The organism is Microbacterium sp. (assembly GCF_047602155.1).
In the GTDB taxonomy this organism is placed as follows: domain Bacteria; phylum Actinomycetota; class Actinomycetes; order Actinomycetales; family Microbacteriaceae; genus Microbacterium.
On sequence record NZ_JASGHZ010000001.1, the window covers coordinates 1350591 to 1377231 of the forward strand.

At 73.3% G+C, this 26641-nt stretch carries 19 protein-coding genes; 10 read left to right on the top strand and 9 right to left on the bottom strand.

Annotated elements, in window-relative coordinates:
• Positions 1–2: 2 nt before the first annotated feature.
• From QM720_RS06310 to QM720_RS06340, 7 genes are read left to right on the top strand one after another with little or no spacing between them, the layout of a single operon-like run.
• Positions 3–1250, top strand: a complete 1248-nt coding sequence (locus tag QM720_RS06310; protein WP_415125292.1) for a DUF58 domain-containing protein — start codon at positions 3–5, stop codon at positions 1248–1250.
• Complete coding sequence (locus QM720_RS06315) at positions 1247–3544, top strand: transglutaminase-like domain-containing protein (RefSeq protein WP_415125293.1); 2298 nt, start codon at positions 1247–1249, stop codon at positions 3542–3544. The genes QM720_RS06310 and QM720_RS06315 overlap by 4 nt, the downstream gene beginning before the upstream one ends.
• Positions 3541–5016 carry an RDD family protein gene (locus QM720_RS06320; protein ID WP_415125294.1) on the top strand — a complete coding sequence of 492 codons (1476 nt, stop codon included), beginning with the start codon at positions 3541–3543 and terminating at the stop codon, positions 5014–5016. The genes QM720_RS06315 and QM720_RS06320 overlap by 4 nt, the downstream gene beginning before the upstream one ends.
• Positions 5013–5843: a PP2C family protein-serine/threonine phosphatase gene (locus QM720_RS06325; protein ID WP_415125295.1), complete on the top strand. Its 831-nt coding sequence runs from the start codon at positions 5013–5015 to the stop codon at positions 5841–5843. The genes QM720_RS06320 and QM720_RS06325 overlap by 4 nt, the downstream gene beginning before the upstream one ends.
• Positions 5840–7264, top strand: a complete 1425-nt coding sequence (locus tag QM720_RS06330; RefSeq protein WP_415125296.1) for an FHA domain-containing protein — start codon at positions 5840–5842, stop codon at positions 7262–7264. The genes QM720_RS06325 and QM720_RS06330 overlap by 4 nt, the downstream gene beginning before the upstream one ends.
• On the top strand, positions 7261–8928 hold the full coding sequence (locus tag QM720_RS06335) for a serine/threonine-protein kinase (RefSeq protein ID WP_415125297.1): 1668 nt from the start codon (positions 7261–7263) through the stop codon (positions 8926–8928). Before QM720_RS06330 ends, QM720_RS06335 begins: the two co-directional genes overlap by 4 nt.
• Positions 8925–9686 (top strand): hypothetical protein, encoded by a 762-nt coding sequence (locus QM720_RS06340; RefSeq protein WP_415125298.1) that lies wholly within the window; start codon positions 8925–8927, stop codon positions 9684–9686. Before QM720_RS06335 ends, QM720_RS06340 begins: the two co-directional genes overlap by 4 nt.
• A gap of 87 nt (positions 9687–9773) precedes the next feature.
• On the opposite strand, the gene QM720_RS06345 is transcribed toward QM720_RS06340, so the two are convergent.
• The 3 genes from QM720_RS06345 to QM720_RS06355 are packed head-to-tail and all read right to left on the bottom strand — an operon-like array spanning position 9774 to position 13000.
• Positions 9774–10205 carry a dehydrogenase gene (locus tag QM720_RS06345; protein WP_415125299.1) on the bottom strand — a complete coding sequence of 144 codons (432 nt, stop codon included), beginning with the start codon at positions 10203–10205 and terminating at the stop codon, positions 9774–9776.
• 30 nt (positions 10206–10235) lie between these two features.
• Complete coding sequence (locus tag QM720_RS06350) at positions 10236–11969, bottom strand: cation:proton antiporter (RefSeq protein ID WP_415125300.1); 1734 nt, start codon at positions 11967–11969, stop codon at positions 10236–10238.
• Positions 11970–11974: 5 nt separating this feature from the next.
• Positions 11975–13000 (bottom strand): malate dehydrogenase, encoded by a 1026-nt coding sequence (locus QM720_RS06355; protein ID WP_415125301.1) that lies wholly within the window; start codon positions 12998–13000, stop codon positions 11975–11977.
• A gap of 40 nt (positions 13001–13040) precedes the next feature.
• Here QM720_RS06355 and QM720_RS06360 point away from each other — a divergent pair, with 40 nt between their 5' ends.
• From QM720_RS06360 to QM720_RS06370, 3 genes are all read left to right on the top strand, one after another.
• Positions 13041–13916: a neutral zinc metallopeptidase gene (locus tag QM720_RS06360; RefSeq protein WP_415125302.1), complete on the top strand. Its 876-nt coding sequence runs from the start codon at positions 13041–13043 to the stop codon at positions 13914–13916.
• Positions 13913–14890, top strand: coding sequence for a prolyl aminopeptidase (pip, locus tag QM720_RS06365; RefSeq protein ID WP_415125303.1), 978 nt, complete (start codon positions 13913–13915; stop codon positions 14888–14890). Before QM720_RS06360 ends, pip begins: the two co-directional genes overlap by 4 nt.
• Before the next feature lie 365 nt (positions 14891–15255).
• Positions 15256–16950 carry a DEAD/DEAH box helicase gene (locus tag QM720_RS06370; protein ID WP_415125304.1) on the top strand — a complete coding sequence of 565 codons (1695 nt, stop codon included), beginning with the start codon at positions 15256–15258 and terminating at the stop codon, positions 16948–16950.
• Positions 16951–17105: 155 nt separating this feature from the next.
• Here QM720_RS06370 and QM720_RS06375 read toward each other — a convergent pair whose 3' ends face one another.
• The 6 genes from QM720_RS06375 to QM720_RS06400 form a co-directional block, all read right to left on the bottom strand.
• Positions 17106–18794, bottom strand: coding sequence for a GMC family oxidoreductase (locus tag QM720_RS06375; protein ID WP_415125305.1), 1689 nt, complete (start codon positions 18792–18794; stop codon positions 17106–17108).
• Complete coding sequence (locus tag QM720_RS06380) at positions 18791–20554, bottom strand: aldehyde dehydrogenase family protein (RefSeq protein WP_415125306.1); 1764 nt, start codon at positions 20552–20554, stop codon at positions 18791–18793. The genes QM720_RS06375 and QM720_RS06380 overlap by 4 nt, the downstream gene beginning before the upstream one ends.
• Positions 20555–20960: 406 nt before the next feature.
• Positions 20961–22343 carry an MFS transporter gene (locus QM720_RS06385; RefSeq protein WP_415125307.1) on the bottom strand — a complete coding sequence of 461 codons (1383 nt, stop codon included), beginning with the start codon at positions 22341–22343 and terminating at the stop codon, positions 20961–20963.
• Positions 22344–22445: 102 nt separating this feature from the next.
• A complete protein-coding gene (locus tag QM720_RS06390; protein ID WP_415125308.1) occupies positions 22446–22706 on the bottom strand; it encodes a glutaredoxin family protein in 261 nt (86 codons plus the stop codon).
• A 31-nt stretch (positions 22707–22737) separates the two neighbouring features.
• Complete coding sequence (locus QM720_RS06395; RefSeq protein ID WP_415125309.1) at positions 22738–23922, bottom strand: glycosyltransferase; 1185 nt, start codon at positions 23920–23922, stop codon at positions 22738–22740.
• Between the two features lie 116 nt (positions 23923–24038).
• Entirely contained in the window at positions 24039–25196 is a 1158-nt protein-coding gene (locus QM720_RS06400) for a xylanase (protein ID WP_415125310.1), read from the bottom strand.
• Between the last annotated feature and the right edge of the window lie 1445 nt (positions 25197–26641).

The window sequence follows — 26641 nt, forward strand, 5'->3', positions numbered from 1 at the left end:
CGGTGACAGAGCGCAGCGCGCCGCAGGCGGCCGCCGAACGTCGACGCGACCGCGTCGACGCGGTCGCGCGCGCGGGCCTGGGCGTCGCGCGCTCCGTCATCGCCGTCATCCGTCCGCTCGGCGCCGTGCTGATCGCGGCATCCGCCGTGCTGTGGTGGCTCGCCCTCGCGTTCGGCTGGATCGAGCTGCTCATCGCCACCGTCGTCGTCACCGTCGTGCTGGCGCTCAGCGTGGCGTTCCTCTTCGGGCGCACGACCTACGACGTCGGGCTCGACCTCACCCGCACGCATGTCGTCGTCGGCGAACGCGCCATCGGCGCCCTGACGCTCACCAACGGCACGTCGCGCACGATCCTCCCGTCCGAGGTCGTGCTGCCGGTAGGCCCCGGCCGCGGCGTGTTCCAGGTGCCGCGGCTCGCGCCGGGCGCCGTGCACGAAGAGCTGTTCGCGATTCCGACGTCGGCGCGCGGCGTGCTGTCGGTGGGCCCGGTGAGTGTGCGGCGCGGCGACCCGCTGGGCCTGTTCGAACGCACCCACGACCGCCGTCAGGCCGTCGAGCTGTACGTGCACCCCCGCACGACCTCGCTCGACGGGCTGTCGCTCGGCCACCTGCGCGACCTGGAGGGGCTGCCGGTGCCGCACCTCGCGCGCGACGACGTGTCGTTCCACGCGCTGCGCGAGTACCAGCCGGGCGACGACCTGCGGCACGTGCACTGGAAGTCGACGGCCCGCATCGGCGCCGTCATGGTGCGGCAGTACGAACAGACCCGGCGCTCGCACTTCGTCGTCGGGCTGTCGACGCATCCCGACGAATACCGGGATGCCGAGGAGTTCGAGCTCGCTATCTCGACCGCGGGATCGGTGGGGCTGCGCGCGCTGCGCGACGCGCGCATCCTCGACGCGCGCACGCAGCACGGCCAGCTGCGCTCGCTGACGGCCCGCCGCTTCCTCGACGAGCTGTCGCTGCTCGGCCCTTCGCGTCCGCGGCAGGGCGGCATCGCCGCGCTCGCCGGGGCGGTCGCGGCGCACGCGCCGCAGGCGGCCGTCGTCGTGCTCGTCACCGGTTCGAAGACGGATGCTGCCGAGCTGCGCCTCGCGTGCTCCCGCCTGCCGTTCGGGGTGCGCGTGCTGGCGGTCGTCGCCGACACCCGCGTCGATGCGCCCGCGCTAAAGGGCATCGGCGACGCCGACGTCGTCACGCTGGGGACGCTGGAGCAGCTGCCGCGCGCCGTGCGGAAGGTGCTGGCATGAGCGCCGCATCGGGCGCCCGCCCCGCCCGCATCCTCGCGCTCGACCTCGGCGCGGCGGCGCTGCTGCTGTCGGTGTCGATCGTCGGCTTCGCGCCGAGCTTCGACGGCCCGCAGTACCTCGTCGCGGGTTTCGGCGGGCTCGCGCTGGGGCTCGCCCTCGCGTGGGCCGGCCGGCGCGGGGGCGTGCTGCCGCTGGCGGGAGCCACCGTCGGCGCCTACTTCGTCTGCGGCGGCGCCCTCGCGCTGCCGCACACGGCCCTCCTCGGCGTCATCCCGACGCTCGACACGCTGCGGCAGCTCGCCGTCGGCGTCGTCACGTCGTGGAAGCAGCTGCTGACGACCGTGCCGCCGGTCGCAGCGGGCGACGGCCATCTCGTCGTGCCGTTCATCCTGACCCTCGTCGGCGGGGTGCTGACGGCATCCCTCGCGCTGCGCGCGACCGCCGGCGTGGGCGCTGGTCCCCGCGCTCGCCGTGCTGGTCGCGACGATCCTGCTCGGCGTCGCGCAGCCCGCCGCTCCCCTCGTGCAGGGCATCGTGCTCGCCGTCGCCGCGACGGTGTGGCTGGCGCTGCGCCGCGCGTGGGATCACGATCGCGCCGCCGTGCGGGTCGAGTCGGCGGGGCCTCCGACGACGCCGCCGTCCGCAGCTCGCGCACCCGCCGGCTCGTCGCCGGGGGCATCGTGCTGGCCGTCGCCGCGGGTGCCGGCGCCGCCACGGCCGCCGTCGCGGCACCCGGCCCGCGCTACATCCTGCGCGACGTCGTCGTGCCGCCGTTCGACGTCACGCAGTACCCCAGCCCGCTGCAGTCCTACCGCCGCTACGTGCGCGACGACGCCGACGCGACCCTGTTCACCGTGACGGGTCTGCCGGAGGACGCCCGCATCCGGCTCGCGACGATGGATGCCTACAACGGCATCGTCTACAACGTCGCCGACGACGGCGCCGGCTCGTCGAGCGCGTTCACTCCCGTCCGCTCCAACATGTCGCCGCAGGCGCAGGGGACCACCACGACCGTGCGGGTCGAGATCGGCGACCTCACCGGCGTGTGGGTGCCCGACGTCGGTGCCGCGCGCGAGTTCGCGTTCGACGGGCCGCGTGCGGCCGACCTCGCCCGCACCGCCCACTTCAACGACGCCACCGGCACCGCCGTCGCCGCGGCGGGGCTGCGCAGCGGCGACGCCTACACGCTCACCGCCGTCATCCCCGACCTGCCCAGCGACGCCGCGCTGGCGGGCGTCCCGTTCGCCGCCCTGAAGATGCCGAAGCAGTCCGGCATCCCGGAGAAGATCGCCGACCTCGCCTCGAAGGCGGTCGCCGACGCCGAGACCCCCATCGAGCGGGCGCGGGCGCTGGAGAGCGCGCTGCACACCGACGGGTTCTTCAGCCACGGGCTCGAGGGCGAGGTCATTTCCCTCTCCGGACACGGCGCGAACCGCATCACGGCGCTGTTCGGCGGCGACCAGCTCATCGGCGACGACGAGCAGTACGCCGTCGCGATGGCGCTCATGGCGACGCAGCTCGGGATGCCGGCCCGGGTCGTGATGGGCTGGCATCCGGATGCCGGGGAGCAGGCGGGCAGCGTCTTCACCGCGACCGGCGACAATCTGCACGCGTGGGTGGAGATCGCGTTCGAGGGCTACGGCTGGGTGCCGTTCGACCCCACACCCGACGAGGATAACACCCCCAACGACCAGAACACGAAGCCCCGCGCCAACCCCAAGCCGCAGGTGCTGCAGCCGCCGCCGCCCGCGCAGGAGCCCGCCGACCTGCCGCCCGCGATCGCGGAAGACCGCGACCAGGAGGACGAGGAGGCGAACGGCATCGACTGGCTCGGACCGGTGCTGCTGTACGGGGGCATCGGGGTCGGGGTGCTGGCCCTGCTGGCCGCGCCGTTCGTCGTGATGGGCGCCGTCAAGGGCGCCCGCCGGGCGCGCCGCCGCGGCGCCCCGCGCACCGCCGATCGCATCTCGGGCGGATGGGACGAGCTCGTCGACTCGGCCGTCGACCTGCGCGCGCCGGTCGTCGCCGGGGCGACCCGCGCGGAGAGCGCCGCCGTCGTGGGCGTCGCGTTCGATCAGCCCCGCGTGAGCGCGCTCGCGACCCGCGCCGACGTCGAGGTGTACGGGCCGGGCGACCCCGCGCCGGAGGACGTCGACGCGTTCTGGGCCGAGGTGGACGATATCGTCGGTGGAATGAGAGGCTCCACACCCCTGTGGCAACGCCTGCGTGCGCGGCTCAGCCTGCGGTCGCTGCGGCGCGGCTCGGGGCGTGGCCGGTCGGGGGCCGCCTCGTGAGCCCGGCGCGGCTGGGCCGGCGCGCCGCGGCGTACGTCATCGACGCCGCGATCGCCGTGTGCATCGTGCTGCTGGTCGGCGGCATCCTCGGGGGGATCACGCTCGCGACGCAGGGCGGGCTGTCCTGGTACGTCGTGGTCGCCGTCGCCTACCTCGTGGAAGTCGGCTGGCTGCTCGTCTTCACGTGGATGCAGGGCGGCGCTGGATCGATCGGGATGCGCGCCCTCGGGCTGCGGCTGGCACGGGAGACGGTCGGCGGGCCGGGCGCGGGGCTCGCGGCGGATGCCGGCGAGCGGATCGGGTTCGGTCGCGCGTTCTTGCGCAACGTGGTGTGGGCGCTCGGCTCGATGATCGTCGTCGGCCTGTTCTCGCCGCTGTTCGACTCCTCGCCGTGGCGGCGGGGCTGGCACGACCGTGCCGCGGGCGCCGTCATGACCGACGTCGCCGGGCGCGGGGTCGCGGGTGCTCCCGCGGCTCCTGCTGCCGCCGTGGCTGCTGCTTCCGCCGCCGCTCCCGACGTCGCCGGTCATCGCCCGGACCGCCCAGAGATGCCGGGCGTCGACGGACAGCCTCGGCAGCAGCCGGGGAACCCGGTGGCGAGGGATGCCGGCGGCGCTGCGCCGGGTGCCGTGCCCGGCGGCCCCGTGCCGGTCTCCGTACCGGGCAGCGCCGTGCCGGTCTCCGCGCCGGGCGGCGCCGTGCCGATCTCCGCGCCGGGCGGCGCCGTGCCGATCTCTGCGCCGGGCGGTTCCGGGTCGGGCAGCGTCGTATCGGGCGGCGCGGCATCCGCGCTGACGACGGCATCCTTCGACGACACGGTGCTGCCCACGCGCCCCCCGCTCCCCGCGCCGCGCACCGCGAGCCCGGCACCGCCGGCACCGCCGGCACCGCCGGCAGCGCCGACGGACGGCGTCATCTCGTTCGTGCCCGGCGTGACCCACCCGGGGCGACCTTCCGAGTCGCGACCGCCGGAACGGCCCGTGCCCACGACGATCGCGCCCGCCGCCGAGCCGCCCGCGGTTGCCGAGTTCGCCCCTGAGCCGCCCCCGGCCCCAGGTCCCCGCCGTCTCGGCCCGCGGGGCGACCGGGACGCGATCATCGACGGCGTCGATCAGACCCGCATCGCGACCGGCGAGCGCCCGCTCGCGCGGCTCGCGTGGGACAACGGCGCCCGCCAGGCCGTCTACGGCCGCACGCTCTTCGGCCGCAACCCCGTCCCCGAGACCGGCGCCATGGTGGTGCCCGTCCGCGACGAGACCATGTCGCTGTCGAAGACGCACTTCGAGCTGGTGCCCGGATCCGACGGCGATGCACGCGTGCTGTGGATCGTCGACCGGCACTCGACGAACGGTGTCGTCGTGCGCCGCGGCATCCATCGCGAGCCCCTCGTCCCGGGTGAGCGCACGCGCGTGCGGATGGGCGACGTGCTGGAGTTCGGCGACCGGCACGTCGTGATCGAGGTGGCGCCATGACCGGCGCTCCGATCGAGGTGCGCGCCGGCGCCCTCACCCACACGGGCCTGCGCCGCAAGGTCAACGAAGACGCGTTCCTCGCCGAGGCCCCCCTGTTCCTCGTCGCCGACGGCATGGGCGGCCACGACGCCGGCGATCGGGCGAGTGCGGCGGTCGTCGCCGAGTTCGCCCGGCTGTGCGGCGCAGACAGTCTCGGCATCGACGACATGCGGGTCGCGCTGCGGCGGGCACGGGCGCGCGTCGACGCGATCGCGAGCGACGGCCGCGCGGCCGGCACGACCCTCAGCGGCGTCGTCATCGCCGATGTCGGCGGCGCGGGCTACTGGCTCACCGTCAACGTCGGCGATTCGCGCACCTACCGCTTCGCGCACGGCGCGCTCGAGCAGATCAGCGTCGACCACTCCGTCGTGCAAGAGCTCATCGACGCCGGCGAGCTCACGGGGGATGCCGCTGCCTCCGACCGCCGCCGCAACGAGATCACCCGGGCGATCGGTGCGGGAAGCGACGGCCAGGCCGACTACTGGATGGTGCCGGCGGAGGTGGGCGACCGCATCCTGGTGTGCTCCGACGGGCTGTCGGGCGAGCTGACGGCGCAGCAGCTGCGCGAGATCCTCGCCGACGAGCCCGACCCGCAAGAGGCCGCGGAGCGCCTGATCCGCGCGGCGCTGCTGCGCGGCGGCCGCGACAACATCACCGCCGTCGTGGTCGATGCGCTCGCCGTCGGCGGCCACGACGACGTCTTCGACACGGCGCCCGCCGGCGCCCGCCGCAACGAGCCCGACAGCGACACCCGCCCGCGTGCCGGCACCCCGGGAGGCACCCGATGACCGGTTCGCTGCAGGTGCGCTATCGCCCCGCCGCCTCCCGCGCGGCGGGCTGGCGGCTCGCTGTCGACGCGGATGCCGTCGCCCTCCTCCCGCCGCACGTCTCCGACGCCGCCACCGAGAGCGTGTGGCAGCGGATCGGCGAGGGCATCGGCGCCCTGGTCGAGGTGTTCGAGGCGTTCGGCGCCGCGGTCACCGCCATCCCGCCGTTCGCGCTGGTCGCGGCGGAGGCCACCGGCATCCGCGTCACGGTGCGCGGCCCCCTCGTCGTCGAGGTCACGGACGCCGCGCAGACCCACGTCGTCTCGGGCGAGGGCGTCGCCACCTGGACCGAGTGCTTCTTCCCCGCCGCCACCGGCGTCACCGTCGCCGCGCCCGCGCCGGCTGCCGCTGATGCTTCCCCGACGGATGCCGAGGGCGCTTCCCCGACGCCCAGCGGCGGCGACGCCTCTCCCAGCGCCGGTGTCGACTCAGCGGCCGGTGCCTCCGATGGCACCGACGGCATGCTGCCCCTCCGCAGCGGCATCGTCGTCGCCGAGCTGCTGACGGCATCCCTCGCCCCCACCCCCGCCCCCTCCGCCCCCTCCGCCCCCAGCTCATCACTCGAAAACAGGAGATTCGTCGAGAACAGGACGGTGGAGCCCGAAAGCGTCCTGTCTCCGAACGATCTCCTGTTTTCGATGGATGTCGACGCTGGTTCCGCCGACGCCGCGGGCGCGGTGGTGGACGACGCGACGGAGGTGTCCCCGAGGGCTGCCCCCTCGGACGACACCTGGATCTCGGCCCAGACGGCGACCGAGGGCACGACCGCCCCAGTCTCACCGGATGAGTACGAACTGCTGTGGGGGCAGACCGTCGCCCGCCGCGCCGTGATCGCGACGATGGATGCCGCGCCGATGATGGATGCCGGGGCGCCCGCGCTCGTCACGCCGACACCGATGCCCACGCCGGTGCCGACACCGACGCCGCTGGGCGACCACGACGGTGAGACGGTGGCGGCATCCTCGGTGCGTGAGACGCGCGCGGGGCACGGCGACCGACCACGGTACGACTCCACCGACAGCGTGCCGCCGCGGCGGCCGGCGCGGGGACGCATCGTGCTGTCGACGGGCCGGGTCGTCGAGCTGGAGCGGCCGGTGATCATCGGGCGGCGACCGAAGTCGACCCGCGCGTCGGCGGCGGAACTGCCGACGCTCGTCGCGGTCGACAGCCCCGAGCAGGACATCTCGCGCAGTCACGTCGAGATCCGTGCCGAGGGTGAGCACGTGCTGGTCTCCGATCTCGGCACGACCAACGGCACCGTGCTGCTGCGCCGGGGCCAAGAGCCGGTGCGCCTGCATCCGAACGAGCCGACGCTGGTCATCTCCGGCGACGCGCTCGACATCGGCGAGGGCATCACCGTGACCTTCGAGGATCTGCCGTGAGCGCCGCCCGGCGGCCGCCCGCGCCGCCGCCCGTGCTCGCCGGGTTCACGTACCTCGACGTCCTCGGCTCCGGCGGCTTCGCCGACGTCTACCTGTACGAACAGCACCTGCCGCGCCGGCGGGTGGCGGTCAAGGTGCTGCTCGCCGACCGTCTCGCCGGCGATGCCGCCGACGAGTTCGCCGCCGAAGCGAACGTCATGGCGCTGCTGTCGACGCATCCGGCGATCGTCACGATCCACCAGGCGGGCGTGGCCGACGACGGCCGTCCGTACCTCGTCATGGAGTACTGTCCGCGTCCGAATCTGCAGGCGCGTTCGCGCGCCGCGGCGTTCTCGGTCGCCGAGGCGCTGCGCGTCGGCGTGCAGGTCGCGGCGGCCGTCGAGACGGCGCACCGCGCCGACATCCTGCATCGCGACATCAAGCCCGCGAATATTCTCGTCACGGAATATAACCGTCCGGCGCTGACCGACTTCGGCATCGCGACGACCGCCGGGGCGGCGGAGTCGTCGGCCGGGATGTCGATCCCCTGGTCGCCGCCCGAGGCGTTCGTCGACGAACCGGTCTCGGGAGTGGCCATCGACGTCTACGGGCTCGGCGCGACGGTGTACACGCTGCTGGCCGGCCGCTCGCCGTTCGAGCAGCCCGGCGGCCGCAACGGCGCCGCCGACCTCATCGAGCGCATCGAGACCCTGCCGGTGCCGCCGCTCGATCGCCCCGATGCCCCGCCGAGCCTGCAGGCCGTGCTCGACCGCGCGATGGCCAAGCGGCCGGCCGACCGCTTCGAAACGGCGATCGCCTTCGCCCGCGCGCTGCAGCGCGTGCAGATCGAGCTCGCGCACTCCGTCACCCCGATCGACATCCTCGACGACGCCCCCGACGACGACGACGCGGAAGAGCCCGACGGCGAGCTCACGCGCGTCCGCGGCATCGTCAGCATCGAGCCGCAGACGGCGCCGGCCGCCGGCCCGACCCACCGCCGGGAGCGGACGGATGCCGCCGCCGCCGACGCCGCGGTCGAGGCCGCCGACGTCCCGACCGTCCTGCGCGGCCCCGTCTCGATCGCGCCCGATGCACCCATCACGGCGGTCCCCGCCCCGCCCGTCGACGACACGTCCGCGACGATCCGCCGCGCGCCCGCATCCTCCGCTCCCACCGCCGCTCCCACCGCCGCTCCCACCCCCGGTGCCGCCCCCCTCGTCGGCGGCATCCCCCCGCACGGCGACGGGGCGACTCCCGCCCCGGCCGCCACCGATGCCGCCCCGCGCTCCCGCCGCGGCCTGTGGATCGGCGTCGCGGCGGCCGTGCTCGTCGTCGGGGGTGTCGCGACGGCGGCGAGCCTGCTCGCGCCACCCGTGCCCGAGCCGGAGGAGTCGGCATCCGTCGCGCCGCAGGACCCGACCGACGGCCTCGTCCCGGTCGTGACCGACCTCACCGGCAGCGTGCAGGGCTCCGACGCCGTCTTCACGTGGACCAACCCCGACCCGCAGGACGGCGACACGTACCTCTGGTATCCGTACACGCTCGACGGCGACGGCCAGGCCGACGCCACGAGCGAGCCGACCGTGACGCTCCCGATGGATGCCGCGGGCAAGACCTGCATCGCCGTCACCCTCCGGCGGGCCGGCGGCGGTGCGGGCGACGAAGTGCGGGGGTGCACGCCATGACCGACGTCGAAGACACCGTGCCGCCGCCGGGCGCGGTCGCCGCGGGCGCATCCCGTTCGGACGTGACCGTCGAGTTCGCCGGCGAGTACGTCACGGTCCCCGCCGGCGCGCGGTTCACGATCGGCCGCGAGGGCGACTTCGCGATCGACGACAACCGGTTCCTGCACCGGCAGTTCCTGTCGATCGAGCAGTCCAGCGGCCTGTGGTGGCTCGTCAACATCGGCACGCGCCTGTCGGCGACCGTCACCGACACCGAGGGACGCGTGCAGGCGCAGCTGGCCCCCGGCGCGCGGCTGCCCCTCGTGTTCGGCGTCACGACGGTCGTGTTCAGCGCCGGCCCGACGACGTACGAGCTGTCGGTGCACACGGCGCAGCCGGCCTTCCGCGAGACCCGCCCCGCGCCCGACGACGGCGGCCTGTCGACCATCGGCGCGGTGCCGATGACGACGAGTCAGAGGCTGCTGGTCGTCGCGCTCGCCGAACCCGTGCTGCGCCGCGACGGCACCGGCATGAGCGAGCTGCCGAGCTCGGCGGCGGCGGCGCAGCGCCTCGGCTGGAGCCTCACCCGCTTCAACCGCAAGCTCGACAACGTCTGCGACAAGCTCGACCGCCAGGGCGTGCCGGGCCTGCGCGGCGGCGTCACGGCGTCGGCGACCAACCGGCGCGCCCGTCTCGTGGAGTACGCCGTCGCCTCGCGCCTCGTGACCCGCGACGACCTGCCGCTGCTGGACGAACCGCAGGAGCCCGACGGCCCCTGACCCGCGCCGCCGACGCGATTCGGTCGCGGCGAAGTGCGGATGGGCTCACGTCGGACCCGCAGATCGCCGCGACCGAACCCCGTGGGGTCAGCGGGTGTGGCCGAGCACCTTCACGATGATGCCGCGGCCCCGCAGCTCGGCGATGGCGTGCGCCTCCTCGTCGACCGTCCGGCCGAGGGCGTGCTTGTCGGCGACCACGACGACATCGCCCGAGGCCAGGCGCCCGAACAGGCGCGTGAGCCGCTCCGACCAGCTCTCGCCGATCTCGGGGGCGGGATGCCGGAACCCCTCGATCGGCACGCCGAACTGCGACAGGGCGTCGCGCTGCGCGATGACGCTGGGCAGGTCGTCGCGGGCGACCACGAGCCCGACCAGGCGCGACCCGGCGGGCCGGGCCGCCCACCAGTCGGTGCCCGACACGACCGTGGGCACGGCCTCGGTCGTCGCGGGCAGTGCGACGGACTCGGCGTAGTCGGCCGGGCTGCGGTCGGTGGGGGGCTCGGTGGTCACGGCATCCATTCTCGCGCACCGCGCCGATCGGCGCAGGCCTCAGTCGCGCAGGCGCAGTTCGAGGCTGAGCTGCTCGGCATCCAGTTCGGCGAGGGTGTGGCGCAGGGTGTGGCTGCTGAACGTGCCGCCCGAGCTGAGGGCGGTGAGCCGGGTGCGCTGGGCCTCGACGACGGCGAGCCGCAGTTCGAGCATGTCGCGGGCGAAGGCGGTGTCCTCGTCGGTGGGCGGCTTCGTGTAGCGGGCGCTCAGCCGTGCGAGCACGGCGGGGTCGAACGCCGTGCCGTCGCGCCGGCGGAAGTCGCCCGCCGCGATGGCGGATGCCGCGGCCGTCTGCAGCTCGGCATCCAGCCTCGCCTGCTGGCCGCCGTCGCCATCGGCGTCGGCGGGGTCGTGCAGATCGAGCTTTCGCACGACCCAGGGCAGGGTGAACCCCTGCAGCATGAGGCTCACGAGCGCCACGAGGAAGGCGATGTAGATGAGGATCGGCCGGTCATCGATCGAGCGCGGCAGGGTCTGCGCCGCGGCGAGCGTGACGACGCCGCGCATGCCCGCCCAGACGATGACGGTGCCGTGCTTCCAGCCGAGCGGGGTCGACTGGTAGTAGTCGAAGTCGGCGAGCGCCCTGCTGACGCGCGTGCGCATCGACCCGATGCGCCGCTGCGTGCGCTCGGGCGAGGGGTGCGCGGTCTTGCCGAATCGTTCGCTGGGCTGCGACCAGTCGTGCTCGGCGAGGGCGTCGAGCCGGGCATCCATCGCCTCGTAGCGCTCGCGGTCCATGCGTCCGACGCGATAGCGGCCGAGCCACAGGAGGAAGGCGACGTAGCCGGCGCGCACGGCGAGCACGATCACGAGCGCCGTCAGCGCGACGAGCGTCGGCAGCACGATGCCCTCGTGGCGGCTCACGACATCGGTGACGATCTGGTCGAGCTCGAGACCCATGATGAGGAAGATGCCGCCCTCGAGCACCAGCTCGACGGTGCGCCAGACGACCTCGTCGGACAGCCGCTGTTCGGGCGTCAGCCACCTCTGGGCGCCCTGCCCGGCGACGATGCCGGCGATCACCGCGGCCACCAGGCCCGACCCCTCCAGATGCTCGGTCGGCAGGTACGCCAGGAACGGCACCGTGAAGGCGATCGCGGTGCTCGCCGCCGAGTTGTGCACCCACGCGCGCAGCCGCATGGCGACCAACCCCACGACGCCGCCGATGACGATGGCGATGACGACGGCCCAGACGAAGCTGCCGAGCGCGCTGCCGAAGGCGAACGTCCCCGCGACGGCGATGATCGCCGTACGCAGCAGCACGAGGGCGGTCGCGTCGTTGAGCAGGCTCTCGCCCTCGAGCATCGTCGTCACGCGGGGCGAGATGCCGAGGCGCTTGGTGATGCCGGTGGCGACGGCATCGGTCGGGCTCAGGATGGCGCCGAGCGCGACGCCGAGCGGGAATCCGACGTCGGGGATGACGAGCGAGAAGAACCAGCCGAGGATCAGCGCCGTGATGACCACGAGCAGCACCGCGAGCCCCGAGATCGGCGCGAGGTCGCGGCGGAACTCGATCGCCGGCAGCCGCACGGCCGCGGCGTACAGCAGCGGCGGGAGGACGCCGACGAGGATCAGGTCGGGGTCGATCTCGGGCACGTCGACGAACGGCATGAGGCCGACGACGAGCCCCAGCGCGACCAGCAGCAGGGGGCCGGCGACGCCGAGCTTCTGCGCGAGCGCGGTCACGACGGCGACCGCGACGACGCCGATCAGGATGACGAGCAGCATGTCCATCGGCGTCAGATCACCCCCAGCGCCCGCACCGCGTCGCGCTCGGCGATCAGCTCGTCGACCGAGGCCTGCAGCCGGGCGCGGCCGCGGGCGTCGAGCGGGACCCCTTCGACGATGCGGTAGCCGTCGCCGGTGCTCGTCACGGGGCCGGCGCTTGTCACAGGGAACGAGCAGACGAGACCCTCCGGCACGCCGTATTCGCCGTGCGAGACGAGAGCCGCGCTGGTCCAGCCGCGGTCGCCGGTGCCGCGCACGGCGTCGCGGACATGCGCGACGGCGGCGTTGGCGGCGGATGCCGCCGACGACGAGCCGCGCACGGCGATGATCTCCGCCCCGCGCTTTGCCACCCGCGGGATGAACTCGTCGTCGAGCCAGGAGGCGGCGGCATCCGTCCCGCCGAGCGCCTCGGCGAGCGCTTCGGTCACCGGCCGGCCGCCGACGGTCGCGTGCGCGACGTCGGGGAACTGCGTCGCCGAATGGTTGCCCCAGATCGTGACGTCGCGGATGCGGTCGGGCGCGACCCGCAGCTTCGCCGCCAGCTGGGCGAGCGCCCGGTCGTGGTCGAGCCGCGTGAGGGCGCCGAAGCGGTCGGCGGGGATGTCGGGGGCGGATGCCGCGGCGATCAGCGCGTTCGTGTTGGCGGGGTTTCCCACCACGACGACGCGGACATCGGCGGCGGCGACCTCGTTCAGCGCCGCGCCCTGCGGGCCGAAGATGCCCGCATTGGCCGCGAGGAGGTCGGCGCGTTCCACCCCCGCGGTGCGCGCGCGGGCGCCGACGAGCATCGCGACGTTCGCGCCGTCGAACGCCGTGCGCGGATCGTCGGTGATCTCGACGCCCCGCAGGAGCGGGAACGCGCAGTCCTGCAGCTCGAGCGCCGTCCCCTCGGCGGCCCGCAGACCCTGCGGGATCTCCAGCAGCCGCAGGCGCACCGGGCGATCGGGGCCGAGCATGGCCCCCGAGGCGATGCGGAACAGCAGCGCGTAGCCGATCTGGCCGCCGGCCCCGGTCACGGTGACGGTCGTGGCATCCATCTTCCCAGCCTACGGGCGCCTCTCGCGATACGGTGAGCGCATGACCTTCAACAACAACGCCGATGTCGGAGGGAACACCGCCAAGCGCCGCGGCCGGACCACCGCCGTCGCCGGCGGCGGTGTCGTCGGTCTCGGCGCGATCGTCGTGATCATCCTCAACCTCGTCACGGGCGGCGATTTCGCGAGCCTGCTCGGCGGCGACGCCGGCACGCAGACCGCGCAGCAGGGCGCCGGCACCGAGGTCGCGAACTGCGAGACCGGCGCCGACGCCAACGCGAACATCGACTGCCGCATCGCCGCGGCCCAGCTCGTGCTCGACGGGTACTGGGAGCAGCAGGTGCAGAACTACCGTTCCCCGCAGCTGGTCATCGTCGACGGGCAGACCTCCACCGCGTGCGGCACGGCATCGAACGCGACCGGGCCGTTCTACTGCCCGCCCGAGGAGACGGTCTACATCGATCCCACGTTCTTCGACCTGCTGCGCTCGCAGTTCGGCGCCGAGGCCGGCAACCTCGCCCAGCTCTACGTCGTGGGGCACGAATGGGGCCACCACATCCAGCAGATCATGGGGATCATGGACCAGTATCCGAGCAATGGCACCGGGCCCGCGAGCAACGGCGTGCGCACCGAGCTGCAGGCCGACTGCTTCGCCGGCGCGTGGATCGCCGATGCCGCCACCGTGACCGACGGCAACGGCGTCGCCTACCTGCAGCAGCCCACCGAAGCGCAGCTGCGCGACGCGCTGAACGCCGCGGCATCCGTCGGCGACGACCACATCCAGCAGCAGTCCGGCTCCGTCAACCCGGAGAGCTGGACGCACGGCTCCAGCGAGCAGCGCCAGCGCTGGTTCGCGACCGGGTATAAGTCCGGGCTCGGCGCGTGCGACACCTTCGCCGTCTCGGGGAGCCAGCTGTGAACGGGCCGGCGCACCTCGACGAGATCCTGTACCCCGAGATCGAGCCGTACGAGACGGGGTACCTGCTGGCCGGCGACGGGCAGCGGATCTACTGGGAGCAGTCGGGCAACCCCGACGGCAAGCCGGTCGTGTTCCTGCACGGCGGCCCGGGCGCGGGGACGTCGCCGTGGCACCGGCGGTTCTTCGACCCGGCTCGCTATCGCATCGTGCTGTTCGACCAGCGCGGCTGCGGCAAGTCGACGCCGCACGTCAGCGCGCACGACGCCGACCTGCGCTACAACACGACGTGGCACCTCGTCGCCGACCTCGAGCTGCTGCGCCGCAACCTCGGGGTCGAGCGGTGGCAGGTGTTCGGAGGCTCGTGGGGGTCGGCGCTGGCGCTGGCCTACGCGCAGTCGCACCCCGACGCCGTCACCGAGATCGTGCTGCGCGGCATCTTCACGCTGCGCCGGCATGAGCTGGAGTGGTTCTACGAGGGCGGGGCGTCGGCGCTGTTCCCCGACCTGTGGGAGCACTACCTCGCACCGATCCCCGTGCTGGAGCGCTCGCGCATGATCGAGGCGTACCACCGGCGGCTGTCCGACCCCGACCCTGCGGTGCACGAGCCGGCGGCGCTGGCGTGGACGACGTGGGAGGCGGCGACGCTGACGCTGCTGCCGGATGCGGAGCTGGTGGCATCCATGACCGCGGTGGCGGATGCCGTCGCCTTCGCGCGCATCGAGAACCACTACTTCCTGCACGAGGGCTGGTTCCGCCAGGGGCAGCTGATCGAGGACGTCGGGGTGCTGCGGCAGATTCCGGCCGTGATCGTGCAGGGCCGCTACGACGTGTGCACGCCGATCATGACCGCGTGGGATCTGCACCGGGCGTGGCCCGAGGCCGAGTTCGTCGTCGTGCCGGACGCGTCGCACTCCGCGACCGAGCCGGGCATCGCCCGCGCCCTGCGCGCGGCCACCGACCGCTTCGCCGCGTAGCCCGCGGCCGGGTGCGTCGGGGTCTTGACCGCTTCGATACGGCCGCCGCGCGTACCAAAAGCAGGGTGAGATGGGGTTCGGTGTCCGCAAGCGCGGGGTCAGGTCCATTTGACCCTGCTTTTGGGGCACACCAACGCGGGACCGGTCGCTGCTGCCACTCGGCCGACCTCGACAGTCGGGCTCGTGCGCCCCGACTGCTAGACTGGACGTACTTGCCGCACCGACTCCGGTGCGCTCGCGTCGTAGAACGCTTCCCTCGCCGCCCGGCCCCGACCGGATGATCGGCTGACATTCTTCGTACGGCGACCCTGTGCGCATCCGCGCAGAGGCCACCGATCCGGGCATCCCTGCCCAGAAACACTCCCATGACTGACATGACTTTCCGCACGCTCGGCCTGCCCGCTCCGCTCGTCGACGTGCTCGCCGCCGACGGCAAGACCACCCCGTTCCCGATCCAGGTCGACACGCTGCCCGACACGCTCGCCGGCCGCGACGTGCTGGGTCGCGGCAAGACCGGCTCGGGCAAGACCCTGGCCTTCTCGATCCCGATGGCCGCCCGCCTCGGCGGCGCCCTCGCCGGCGGATCGCGCCGCGCGGGCCGCATCCTCGGTCTCGTCCTCGCGCCCACGCGCGAGCTGGCGACGCAGATCAACGCGACCCTCGAGCCGCTCGCCGCGGCCTATGGCCTGAAGACCACGACGATCTTCGGCGGCGTCAACCAGAACCGCCAGGTCGCGGCGCTGAAGGCCGGTGTCGACATCGTCGTCGCCTGCCCGGGTCGCCTCGAAGACCTCATGCAGCAGGGCTTCGTCAAGCTGGATGCCGTCGAGATCACCGTCATCGACGAGGCCGACCACATGGCCGACCTCGGGTTCTTGCCGTCGGTGACGCGCATCCTCGACAAGACGCCGCAGGGCGGACAGCGGATGCTGTTCAGCGCCACGCTGGACAACGGCGTCGACAAGCTCGTCGGCCGCTTTCTGCGCAACGAGGTGCTGCACTCCGTCGACGAGGCGCACTCTCCGGTGGCCGCAATGACCCACCACGTGTTCCACGTCGCGTCGGTCGACGCGAAGAAGGAGCTCGTGCGCACGCTCGCGTCGGGCACGTCGCGACGCATCCTGTTCATGCGCACGAAGCACCACGCCAAGAAGCTCGCGCAGCAGCTGACGGCGCAGGGCATCCCGTCGGTCGACCTGCACGGCAACCTGTCGCAGCCGCAGCGCGACCGCAACCTCGCGGCATTCGCGTCGGGTGCGGCTCGCGTCCTGGTCGCCACCGACGTGGCCGCTCGCGGCGTGCACGTCGACGATGTCGAACTGGTGATCCACGTCGATCCGCCGATGGAGCACAAGGCGTACCTGCACCGCTCGGGCCGCACCGCTCGCGCCGGCGCCGAGGGCTCGGTCGTGACGCTCGTGCTGCCCGGTCAGGAGAAGGACGTCAAGGATCTGCTGCGCAAGGCCGCGATCGCGGCCGTGCCGGTGACCGTGGATGCCGGTTCGCCTGCGGTGACGGAGCTGGTCGGCGAGGTGGCGCCCTACGTCGCTCCCGCGCCGAAGGCGGAGGTGCCGCGCGGCGGCGGTCGCAGCCAGGGCGCCAACGCCCAGCGCAAGCGCGCCGCCCGCGACGCGGGTGGCTCGGGGCGCGGCGGTTCGGGCCGCGGCGGCGAGGCCGGCCGGGCCGGCGCTACCGGTCGCGGTTCGGATGCCGCCCGCGGCGGCGGTCGTGGTTCGGATGCCGCCCGCGGCGGCGGTCGTGGTTCGGATGCCGCCCGCGGCGGCCAGCCCCGCACGGATCGCTCCGGCCGCCCGGCTCAGGATCGCTCGGGCCGCCCGGCCGGACAGCGTTCCGGCGCCGCCGGTGAGCACCGCGTCGAGCACGCGCGCGGGAGCGGCGGCCAGGGCGGCCAGGCTCACGGCCAGCGCCAGGCGCAGCCCGCGGCATCCGGCAACGCGCGCACCGCGGGCCGTCGCGCCGGCCACAGTGGCGGCACCGGCGGCAAGCTCATGGTCGGCTCGGTCGTCCGCCCCAACGGCACAGGTCGCCGCGCGCGCTGACCTGCCTGCCTGACCCGGGGAGGATGCTCCCCAGGTTCGGTCGCGGCGTTTTGTGGGTGCGTGTGCCGGGCACTCGCAGTTTGCCGCGACTGAGTGTTGACGGTGCGGGGGCGCGAGCGCGCGGCGGCGGCGGAGCCGCCGAACCGCCGGGCGGGTCAGCGCGGGCCGCGGACGAGGTCCGCGGCGACCTCGCCGATGACGATCGCGGGGGCGTTGGTGTGGCCGCGGATGATCGTCGGCATGACCGAGGCATCCGCCACCCGCAGCCCGAGAACCCCCCGCACGCGCAGGTCGGGGTCGACGACGGATGCCGCATCCACTCCCATCCGCGCCGTGCCGACCGGGTGGTACAGCGTGTGCGCGTAGCGCCGCAGCGACAGTTCGTCGCGCTCGTCGGCGGTCATCGCCTCGCCGCCCGCAGGCTGCACCCAGCCGCCCGTCGTGACGGCGCGCAGCGCGTCGGTCGCGAGGAGCCGCTCGCACTCGGCGAGCCCGGCGCGCAGGGTCGCGGCATCGATCCCGTCGGGGTCGGTGAGGTAGGCCGGGTCGATGACGGCGGCATCCGTCGGATCGGACGAGGCGAGCCGGATCGTGCCGCGGCTGCGCGGCCGCAGCAGGATCGCCCCGACCGTGATCCCCTCCGCGGGCAGCGGCACGAGCCCTTCGCCGACGTAGGGCGCGGCGGCGAAGATGATCTCGACATCGGGAAGTCCACTGGGCAGCCCGTCGGCCATGCCCGACGAGGAGGCGACCGCGGTGCGCACGAACCCGTAGGCCTCGGCGACGTTCGAGGTCAGCATCCCCCTCCGCGCGGACAGGTAGCGCGCGAGCTGCGCGGGCTTCTGCGCGCCGTACAGCGTGCCGCCCTGCGCGGCGGGAGCGAGGCCCGCGACGAGGTGGTCCTGCAGGTTCGCCCCGACCTCGGGCGCATCGACGAGCACCCGGATGCCGTGCTCCGCCAGCTGCTCGGCCGGCCCGATGCCGCTCAGCAGCAACAGCTGCGGCGTGTTGATCGCCCCGCCGCACAGGATCACCTCGCGTCGCGCCCGTGCCCGCCGCGTGATGCCGTCGACGTCGACGTACACGCCGGTCGCGCGGGGCGCGTCCCCCGCGGTGCCGGAGGCGGTGTCGAAGGTGACGCGCCGCACGAGCGCGTCGGTCACGATCCGCAGGTTGGCGCGGCGGCGCGCCGGGCGCAGGTACGCGTCGGCGGTCGAGGCGCGGGCGCCGCGGTGCTGCGTCACCATGGTCTGCGAGAATCCCTGGCCGGCGGGAAGATTCGGGGCCGTGACCGGATGCCCCAGCTCGCGCGCCGCCGTCAGGAAGGCCGCCGTGTGCGGCCGCGGATCGCGCTGCGGCTCGATGGCCTGCGGTCCGCCGGTGCCGTGGGCGTGGTCGGTCGCACCCTGCGTCCCCTCGACTCGGCGGAAGTAGGGCTCGAGCCCCTGCCACGACCAGGCATCGCCGGCGACCGTCGCCCACTCGTCGTAGTCGGCGGCGAAGCCCCGCACCCACATCATCGCGTTGAGCGACGACGACCCGCCGAGCGTCCTGCCGCGCGGCCAGTACACCGTGCGGCCCTCCAGTTCGCTCTGCGGCACGGTGTCGTAGTTCCAGTCGTATGCGCCGCGGAACAGCGTCGAGAACGCCGCGGGCACGTGCAGCTCGAGCGCACGGTCGACCGGCCCGGCCTCGAACAGCAGCACCGAGACGGCGGGGTCTTCGCTCAGCCGTGCGGCCAGCGCCGCACCCGCCGAACCGGCCCCGACGACGATGTAGTCGGCCTCGAGGTCGGTGCCCCGCCCTACGGCGCCGGCGCTGACGCGCGGTCGCGCCCCGCTCATGCGCCGAACGCCTTCGCGAGCACGACCGACAGCTTCGCCCAGTCGCCGTCGATGCGGAACCGGGTGAAGCCCTCCGAGACCGCGGCCCCCGTGCGCGACGTGACGAACCACGGCGGCTTCGGCAGCACCGACAGCCCGCGCGCCCGCACGGCCGACCCGACCGATCGCGGGAACGGCCGGAACGGCCCGCGCGCGACGGTGCGCTCGACGTGGTCGAGCAGCAGCGCGTTGTGCACGACGCCGATGCCGCTCGGGGCATCCTGGATCGTCCCGCCCGGGAACGCGCCCCACGTCGCGGTCGGCGTGAGGAACCCGAACGCGGTCCACGCGTTGATCGCGATCGTGCCGTAGCGCAGGTCGGCGATCGCGCGCTCGAAGTCGCGGCCGAGCGCGGCCTGCGTCGCGGGGTCGATCAGCACGTTGGCGCCGAGCGTGCCGGTCAGGTGCTCGTTGGCGTGCGCGACGGCCGCGTCGACGAACTCCTGGCCCGTGCCCTGCAGCGTCACCACGCCCAGGACGGGCGCGAAGTACTCCGTCGTCTCCAGCGACCGGGCGCCGGATGCCGGGGTCTCGATGAGCGCGCGCGTGCCGCCGCCGCACCACGCGGCATCCGGATAGTCGGCGCGCGCCGCGTCGAGTCGGGACTGGCTGTTCGGGTACCAGACGGTGCGCGAGGGCGCCCGGTCGTAGGCGGCGCGCAGCTCGGCGAGGAAGTCCGCCCGCTGCGGCCAGTCCTCCGACAGCAGCACCACCTGACCGGCGATGCAGTTGTGCCCGCTGTTGTACAGCCGCATCGTGACGACGTGTTCGGCCTGGTAGCGCAGGTCGGCCTTCGACCACGTGCCCGGCACGATGATGATGGGCGAGACCCCGCCGAGCTCGGCCGAGATGGGCGTGTGCAGCAGCGGGCGGTTCTCGCGTCGGCGTTCGGCGGCCTCCGAGCCGGCGCCCCACAGGATCGTCCGGAACGTCGCCGCCGAGCCCGTGATGTGCACGTGCGAGATCGACGGATGCTGGGTGAGATACGCCCCGACGTCGCCGTCGCCGCGGACGATCCGCAGGAATCCGGGTTCGATGAGCGGGGCGAGGGCGCGCTCGAAGACCGGGACGAGGGCATCCTGCGTCGGGTTCACCTTGAGGATCACGACGCGGTTGAACGCCAGCAGCTCGTACAGCACGTCGAGGAACGGGATGGAGGCGACGTTGCCCGCGCCGAGCACCAGCCCGACGCCGCCGGGTTCGGACGGGTGGAGCTGTCCGAGGCCCGCCTCGCGCTGCGCCTGCTCGGGCGTCACGCCCGGGGTCAGCCACACCTCGGTGGAGTACCCCGACAGCAGCAGCGCGTCGGTCGCGTTCAGCGGCGACGTGTGCACCGCGGTGCGCTGGCCCGGCGCGCGCGTGAAGGTCGCGCCGGCCAACGGCGAGCGCCCGTGGGCGAGCGCCGTGAGTGTGTCGGCGTAGGCGTCGAGGGCGACGAGGGCCGCGTACGGCCCCGACAGCCACTCCTCTCCGCGCAGCGGATGCCCCGGAGGCAGGCCCTTCGAGGTCGCCGCGACGTCGGCCCATTCCGCGGCGACGGCGGCCGTCGCCACGCGCACCCGGTGCAGCAGCGTGCGGCGCTGGCCGCGGGTGAGCAGGCTCCAGGTGCGCGCGCCGGTCTGCAACTGCGCGATCGCCGCGTCGAGGGACGCCTGAACCGGATCGGGCAGCGCGATCGCCACGGTCTTCGGGGCAGGCTTCGTTTTCACACTGGATGCCACGGCGCTCTCCTTCGAGGGGGACACCTCAGCTTACGGCGCACCCGCGCGCGGTGGTGAGGCCGTGGCCGTCGCCGCCTTCGCGGCTGGGCGCGGTGACCGGCTGGGTTCCGCTGTCGCAATCTGCCGGCTCCGGCGGCACTTTGTGGCAGCGGAGCAGCGCTCCGTTGCGGGTACCGTCGCGGGGTTCAGTCGCGGCATCCTGCGGGTGGGCGTCGCCGTGACCCGCAATTTGCCGCGACCGAAGGATGAGGGGCCGGTTTCAGTCTCGGCATCTTGCGGGTGCGCGTCGCCGTGACCCGCAATTCGCCGCGACCGAAGGATGAGGGGCTCGTGACCGAACGCCGTTCCCCTGTCGCAATCTGCCGGTTCAGGCGGCACTTTGTGACGGCGAGCAGGATGCCCCGGGCTACTCGATGTCGTCGCGGCGCAGGCGGTAGCGGGCCAGCGGCACGAGGCTCAGCAGCACGAGCGCGGCCGGCAGCACGCTGAAGGAGAGGACGATGCCGGTGACGGCGGCATCCGGCTGGGTGATCGCGGCACCCGCCGTGCGCTCGACGTACCCGGTCGCGGCGAGCACGATCGCCAGGGCCGTCGCGCCGAGCGCGAAGCCCGTCGTCTCGCCGGCCGTCCACACGCCGCCGAAGGCGCCGGCCCGGCCCGGCCCGTGCCGCCGCGCGTCGTGGCCGATGACGTCGGGGAGCATCGCCATCGGCAGCGACTGCATGCCGGCGTACGCGACGCCCGCGACGGCGACCGACGCGTAGATCCAGTCGCCCGGCGCCCACAGCGCGGCCACGGTGGTCAGTGCCGCGACGGCGAACAGCAGGCCCGCCAGCGCGAAGGCGCGCTCCTTGCCGATGCGGCGCGCCAGCACGCCCCACGCGGGCGCCGCGACGAGGGCCGGCGCGATGAGGGCGACGAACAGGAGGGTGACGGCATCCTCGGAGCGCAGCACCCAGGTGGCGAGGTACTGTGCGCCCGCGAGCATGAGCCCCGTCGCGAGCGCCTGCAGCACGAACGTCAGCAGCAGGGCGCGGAACGGCTGGCTGCGGCGCAGCGTCTCGAAGGCCGCGCGGAAGTTGTCCCGGATACCGCCTCCCGTCGCCCCGGCGTTCGTGCCGGGCTCGGGGCGGGCGGGGTCGGCTGCGGTGCTCGTGGCGGCCGAGCGCGTGCGCAGGCCGTGGCGGGCGACGGCGGTGGACACCAGCATCCCGAGGCCGATCGTGACGCCCGCGACGATGCCCATGAGGAGGTATCCGGTCGTGGGGTCGCCGGTGGCCTTGCGCAGCAGCGGGCCGCCGGCGCCGAACAGCAGGATCGCGAACGTCAGCACGACGACGCGCCACGTGAGCAGGCGCGTGCGCTCGTCGTAGCGGTCGGTGAGCTCGGCGGGCAGGGCGATGTAGGGCACCTGGAACAGGCTGAACGCCGTGGCCGTCAGCAGGAAGGCGATCAGCACCCAGATCGCCCCCACCGCGGGTCCGAGCGCCGGGGGCACGGCGAAGGTGAGGGCGAACAGTACCGGCAGCGACAGGGCGCCGACGAGCATGAGCCGCCGACGCGAGCCGTGCCGGGCGAGGTCGGCGTCGGAGAGCGCGCCGATGACCGGGTCGATGACGACGTCCCACACCTTCGCGACCGTCACGATGACGCCCGCCAGCAGGGCCGTCACGCCGAGGTTGTCGGTGAGGTAGTACGTGAGCACGAGCCCCGGCAGCGTCGCGAAGCCGCCGGTGCCGATCGAGCCGACCGCGTACGTCGAGACGGCGGTCCGCGTCAGTCTCCCCATGCGCCCAGCTTACGGCGGCTCATCCCGGCGTTCGGGGAGCGTGAATGGCTCCGAAAACGCCGATTCGGGAACCATGTGCGCTCCCCGAACGCCATCGGCGGGTCAGAGGAGGGCGAGGGCGCGGAGCTTGGCCTCGACGTCGGCGTTCGACGGCTCGACGTGGTGGGTGGCGTCGGGGTACACGACGACGGGGATGTTGGTGCGGCCGGAGATCTCCCGCGCGACGTCGGCGGCGGCCGGATCGGCCTCGAGGTCGACGTACGTGTAGGCGATGCCGAGGCCGTCGAGCTGCGCCTTGGTGCGGCGGCAGTCGCTGCACCACTGGGCGCCGAACATCGTGATGGTCTGGTCGGAGTCGGTCATGGTTCCAGGGTAGTCGCGCTCTGCCGATGCGTCAGGAGTCGAGCCGGCGCCCCACCGGTTCGACGTCGTCGACGGATGCCGCGACGGATGCTGTCACCTCTGGCGCGACGCCGGCGCTGACCGCGGCATCCACCGTCGCGCGCTGGGGGGCGTAGACGACCAGCGCGTGGAACACGAAGCGCACGGCGAACGCGGCGACGAGGGTCAGCGCGGCGGCGAGCATGCTCGGCAGGTGCGCGCTTTCCACCAGCACGGCCATGAGCGGGATGCGCGCCAGCGCCTCGACGTTGTTGAACGTGAACGACTTGAGGAACCGCCAGCGCATCCGGCCCGACTCGGCGCGCATGTCGGCGAAGACGAGGTACTCCAGCAGCAGGAAGTTGCCGATGATCGTCAGCTCGCTCGCGATGACCGCGGCGACGATGTACTCCATGCCCAGGCGGATGAGCCCCCACATGATGACGAGGTTCGCGATGGCGCCGACGCCGCCGACGAGGGCGAACGCCGACATGCGGCCGAAGCGCAGCATCGTCAGCTGGGTCAGGAACCGGATGCCCTGCGTGAACGACGCCTTCGACTCGCCCGCGAACCGATCGGCGAACGCGAACGGCACCTCGGCGATGCGCAGCTGGCGGCGAGCGAGCATCTCCAGCAGGATCTTGAAGCCGCGCGGGTGCAGCTGGTCGAGGTCGACGGCGTCGCGGTCGATGAGGAAGAAGCCCGTCATCGGGTCGGAGCAGCCGTGCAGCTTGCGCGGGAACATCGACTTCGTGAGCAGCGTCGAGACGCGCGAGACGGCCACGCGGGTGCGGTCGGCGAGACCCCCCGAGGTGCCGCCGGCGGCGTAGCGCGAGGCGACGACGACGTCGACATCGCCGTGGCCGGCGCGGGCGAGCAGGCGCGGGATGTCCTCCGGCGGGTGCTGCAGGTCGCCGTCCATGATCAGGCACCACCGCGATGCGGCGAGGCGGACACCCTCGACGACCGCTCCGCCCAGGCCCGCGACCGGGTCGTCGCGGTGGACGAGCCGGACCGGGAAGGGGGCGGTATCCGCCACCGCCTGGATGATGACCGGGGTGTCATCGGTCGAGTCGTCGACGAAGATCACCTCGAACGAGACGGGGCCGGCGTCGTCGAGCGCCGCGCCGATGCGGCGCACGAGTTCGCCGATGTTCGGACCTTCGTTGAAGGTCGGAACGATGACGGACAGATCCATGTGGGGCGCTCGCTTGCTCTACGGGTCGAGTCGTCTCAGCGTAGCCGCCGCGATCGTGGCGCTTGCTGTGAGTCCCCGATGCTGCGTCTGTGAGCCCCGGCGGGCGCCTGCGGCGCTCAGCCGATCTGCTTCTTCAGGTCGGCGACGCCCATGCCGTAGTTGATGCGGATGCAGGGGAGCGTGAGCTTGTCGCTGCCGACGTGCACGTAGCCCTGCTCGATCGTGCGGGCCAGCACGAACCCGGCCTGGCGCAGACCCTCGTGGGAACGCTCGTCGTTGTGGCCGAAGGGGTAGGCCATGACCTCGCGTGCGTCGATGTCGGAGACCCCGACCGTCTTCAGCTGCTCGACCGAGGCGTTCATGTCGGCGGCGATCTCCTCGGGCGTGAGGTTGACCATGAGCCCCTTGCCGTTGGCGCCCGCCCCGTGCATGCCGTGGGTGTGCGAGCGCGGCAGGATGAAGCGGTTCTGCGGCGCCGCGCCGTCGCCGGTGATGTCGAAGGAGGTGGCCATGAGCTGCAGCTGCTCGTTGATCGGCGACGCCATCGTCAGCCAGGTGGGGTCGGCGTCGTCGTCGGTGACGATCACGGAATGGTCGGGCAGGTACAGCGCGCCGTCGATGAAGGCATCCAGCTCGTCCCACGTCGGCAGGTAGAACGCGCTGTCCTTGATGTACTGCATCTGGGCGCGGTAGTCCTCGATGTAGGCATAGTTGCCTCGCAGCCAGCCGTCTTCGCCGCCGGGCTTGTCGGTGAACTGGTGGTACATGAGGATGGGGATGCGCGCCGCCGTCGCCTGGACGACATCCGGTGCGGTCCAGGCGCCGTAGAGCATCGCCTCGCGGTCGGTGCACGCGACGAGGTCGGAGCCGTTGATCCGGGTGGCCGGGTTGCCGGCATTCGCCGTCGGGTCTGCGGATGCCGCGGCCGCCGTGGCGGCATCCGTGTACCAGCCGGCGAACACGCGGCCGTCGGCGCGCGGGATCGGCAGCCGGTCGTACAGGCGGTCGGTGTGCTGCAGCTGCGGATCGACGGTCGCGCCGTCGATCGTGAACGACACCGCGCACGCGGCCGGGTCGTCGCTGGTCGCGAGCAACTGCTCGGCCGGCGTCAGCGGGGTGGGCGTCGGGCTGGGCGCCTGCGTGGAGGGCGTCGGCGCCTGCGATGCCGCGTCGCCGTGCTCCGGCGCGCACGCGGTCAGCGCGACGGCGACCGTGATGGCGACGCCGACGGTCAGCGCACGGAGACGCGTGTGCGCGCGCGAGCGTGTATCCATGCCGATACTCCCCGATCCGTGGCGCCGCCCCACCCCGGGTCGCGCGCCGCCTTCATCGTACGTCGCCGCCCGCGGCCCGCCATGTGGCGCGCGCCGTGAGTCTCCCACCTCCCGTGCCGAGCCCGCCGTCGCGTACCTGTCACGTTTCGGGGTGATGCCCACGGGATGGCCCCGGATGCTGCCAGTTTCGCGGGGCGGGGGTTGGGGTATCCGGGTGTCGGCGGCACGTTCTTGTCATGTTTCGGGGTGATGCGGCGGGGTGGGCCCGGATGCTGCCAGTTTCGCCGGGGTGGGGTTGGGGCATCCCGGTGGCGGCGTCGTGCACTTGTCATGTTTCGGGGTGATGCGGCGGGATGGCCCCGGATGCTGCCAGTTTCGCCGGGGCGGGGTTGGGGCATCCCGGTGGCGGCGTCGCGTACCTGTCATGTTTCGGGGTGATGCGGCGGGATGGCCCCGGATGCTGCCAGTTTCGCCGGGGCGGGGTTGGGGCATCCCGGTGGCGGCGTCGCGTACCTGTCATGTTTCGGGGTGATGCGGCGGGATGGGCCCGGATGCTGTCAGTTTCGCGGGGCGGGGGTTGGGGTATCCGGGGGTCGGCGTCGCGTTCTTGTCACGTTTCGGGGTGATGCGGCGGGGTGGCCCCGGATGCTGCCAGTTTTGCCGGGCGCGAAAGCCCAGGGCTGCAAGTATCGCGGAGCCTCGGTCCCCCTGGCGATTGCACCGATCAGGGTGAGAATTGGAGCGAGGCGAGCGCAGAGTCCAACGGGCGCGGCATCGGCCTGGCCCCGCGTGAACGCGGCGATGGCGGCAACGACCGACAAGACCCAGGTTAACAAGGACGCACGACCCTGGGGGAGTTCAGCGTCTCCGGAATCAGCCCGGAGTAGAAGGTGAGGGATGTGCTCCATCGCCCGGGGCGAAAGCAGTTGCGGTCGTCGGCGACGATCCACGGCGCGAGCGGGATGCGGAGAACTACCCCACGCAGTGTTCCGGCGATCAACGCCCCGGACAGTGTCATCGTGAGTCGTCGCTCGTAAGGACGGCCGGATGCCACCACCAACGCGATGAGAGCCGGAGCCGCTATCCACCCGATGTAGAGCGGATTCGTCAGTGCCGATAGTGCGGCGACCGCCGCGAGTATGGCAGGCGGCGGCCACCCTTGTTGTTCCCATGCCATCCATGAACCGACGGACGGTGGCAACGGCGCCGATCACGGTCGCCGCATAGTGCGTGGTCATCGCCAACTCGGACGCGAGCTGGTACCCCGACCGCCCGGCGCCGCCATCCAACGAGGCGAGGAGACACACGCTCCCGAATGCCAGAGGGATCTGAGCACCGGGCGGGCGACACGTCGACGGCTAGCGGCCACGAGGCGGATCGCGGCATCCAGCGCGAGAAAGTTCACCGCCAGTGTCGCCCTTACTCCCAGCCCGAAGAGCGACAGC

Bases quoted from the DNA above. Each gene is read 5' to 3' on its own strand.
- QM720_RS06315 (WP_415125293.1), top strand. From the start codon at position 1,247: ATGAGCGCCGCATCGGGCGCCCGCCCCGCCCGCATCCTCGCGCTCGAC.
- QM720_RS06325 (WP_415125295.1), top strand. From the start codon at position 5,013: ATGACCGGCGCTCCGATCGAGGTGCGCGCCGGCGCCCTCACCCACACG.
- QM720_RS06330 (WP_415125296.1), top strand. From the start codon at position 5,840: ATGACCGGTTCGCTGCAGGTGCGCTATCGCCCCGCCGCCTCCCGCGCG.
- QM720_RS06340 (WP_415125298.1), top strand. From the start codon at position 8,925: ATGACCGACGTCGAAGACACCGTGCCGCCGCCGGGCGCGGTCGCCGCG.
- QM720_RS06345 (WP_415125299.1), bottom strand. From the start codon at position 10,205: ATGGATGCCGTGACCACCGAGCCCCCCACCGACCGCAGCCCGGCCGAC.
- QM720_RS06350 (WP_415125300.1), bottom strand. From the start codon at position 11,969: ATGGACATGCTGCTCGTCATCCTGATCGGCGTCGTCGCGGTCGCCGTC.
- QM720_RS06355 (WP_415125301.1), bottom strand. From the start codon at position 13,000: ATGGATGCCACGACCGTCACCGTGACCGGGGCCGGCGGCCAGATCGGC.
- QM720_RS06360 (WP_415125302.1), top strand. From the start codon at position 13,041: ATGACCTTCAACAACAACGCCGATGTCGGAGGGAACACCGCCAAGCGC.
- QM720_RS06370 (WP_415125304.1), top strand. From the start codon at position 15,256: ATGACTGACATGACTTTCCGCACGCTCGGCCTGCCCGCTCCGCTCGTC.
- QM720_RS06375 (WP_415125305.1), bottom strand. From the start codon at position 18,794: ATGAGCGGGGCGCGACCGCGCGTCAGCGCCGGCGCCGTAGGGCGGGGC.
- QM720_RS06385 (WP_415125307.1), bottom strand. From the start codon at position 22,343: ATGGGGAGACTGACGCGGACCGCCGTCTCGACGTACGCGGTCGGCTCG.
- QM720_RS06390 (WP_415125308.1), bottom strand. From the start codon at position 22,706: ATGACCGACTCCGACCAGACCATCACGATGTTCGGCGCCCAGTGGTGC.
- QM720_RS06395 (WP_415125309.1), bottom strand. From the start codon at position 23,922: ATGGATCTGTCCGTCATCGTTCCGACCTTCAACGAAGGTCCGAACATC.
- QM720_RS06400 (WP_415125310.1), bottom strand. From the start codon at position 25,196: ATGGATACACGCTCGCGCGCGCACACGCGTCTCCGTGCGCTGACCGTC.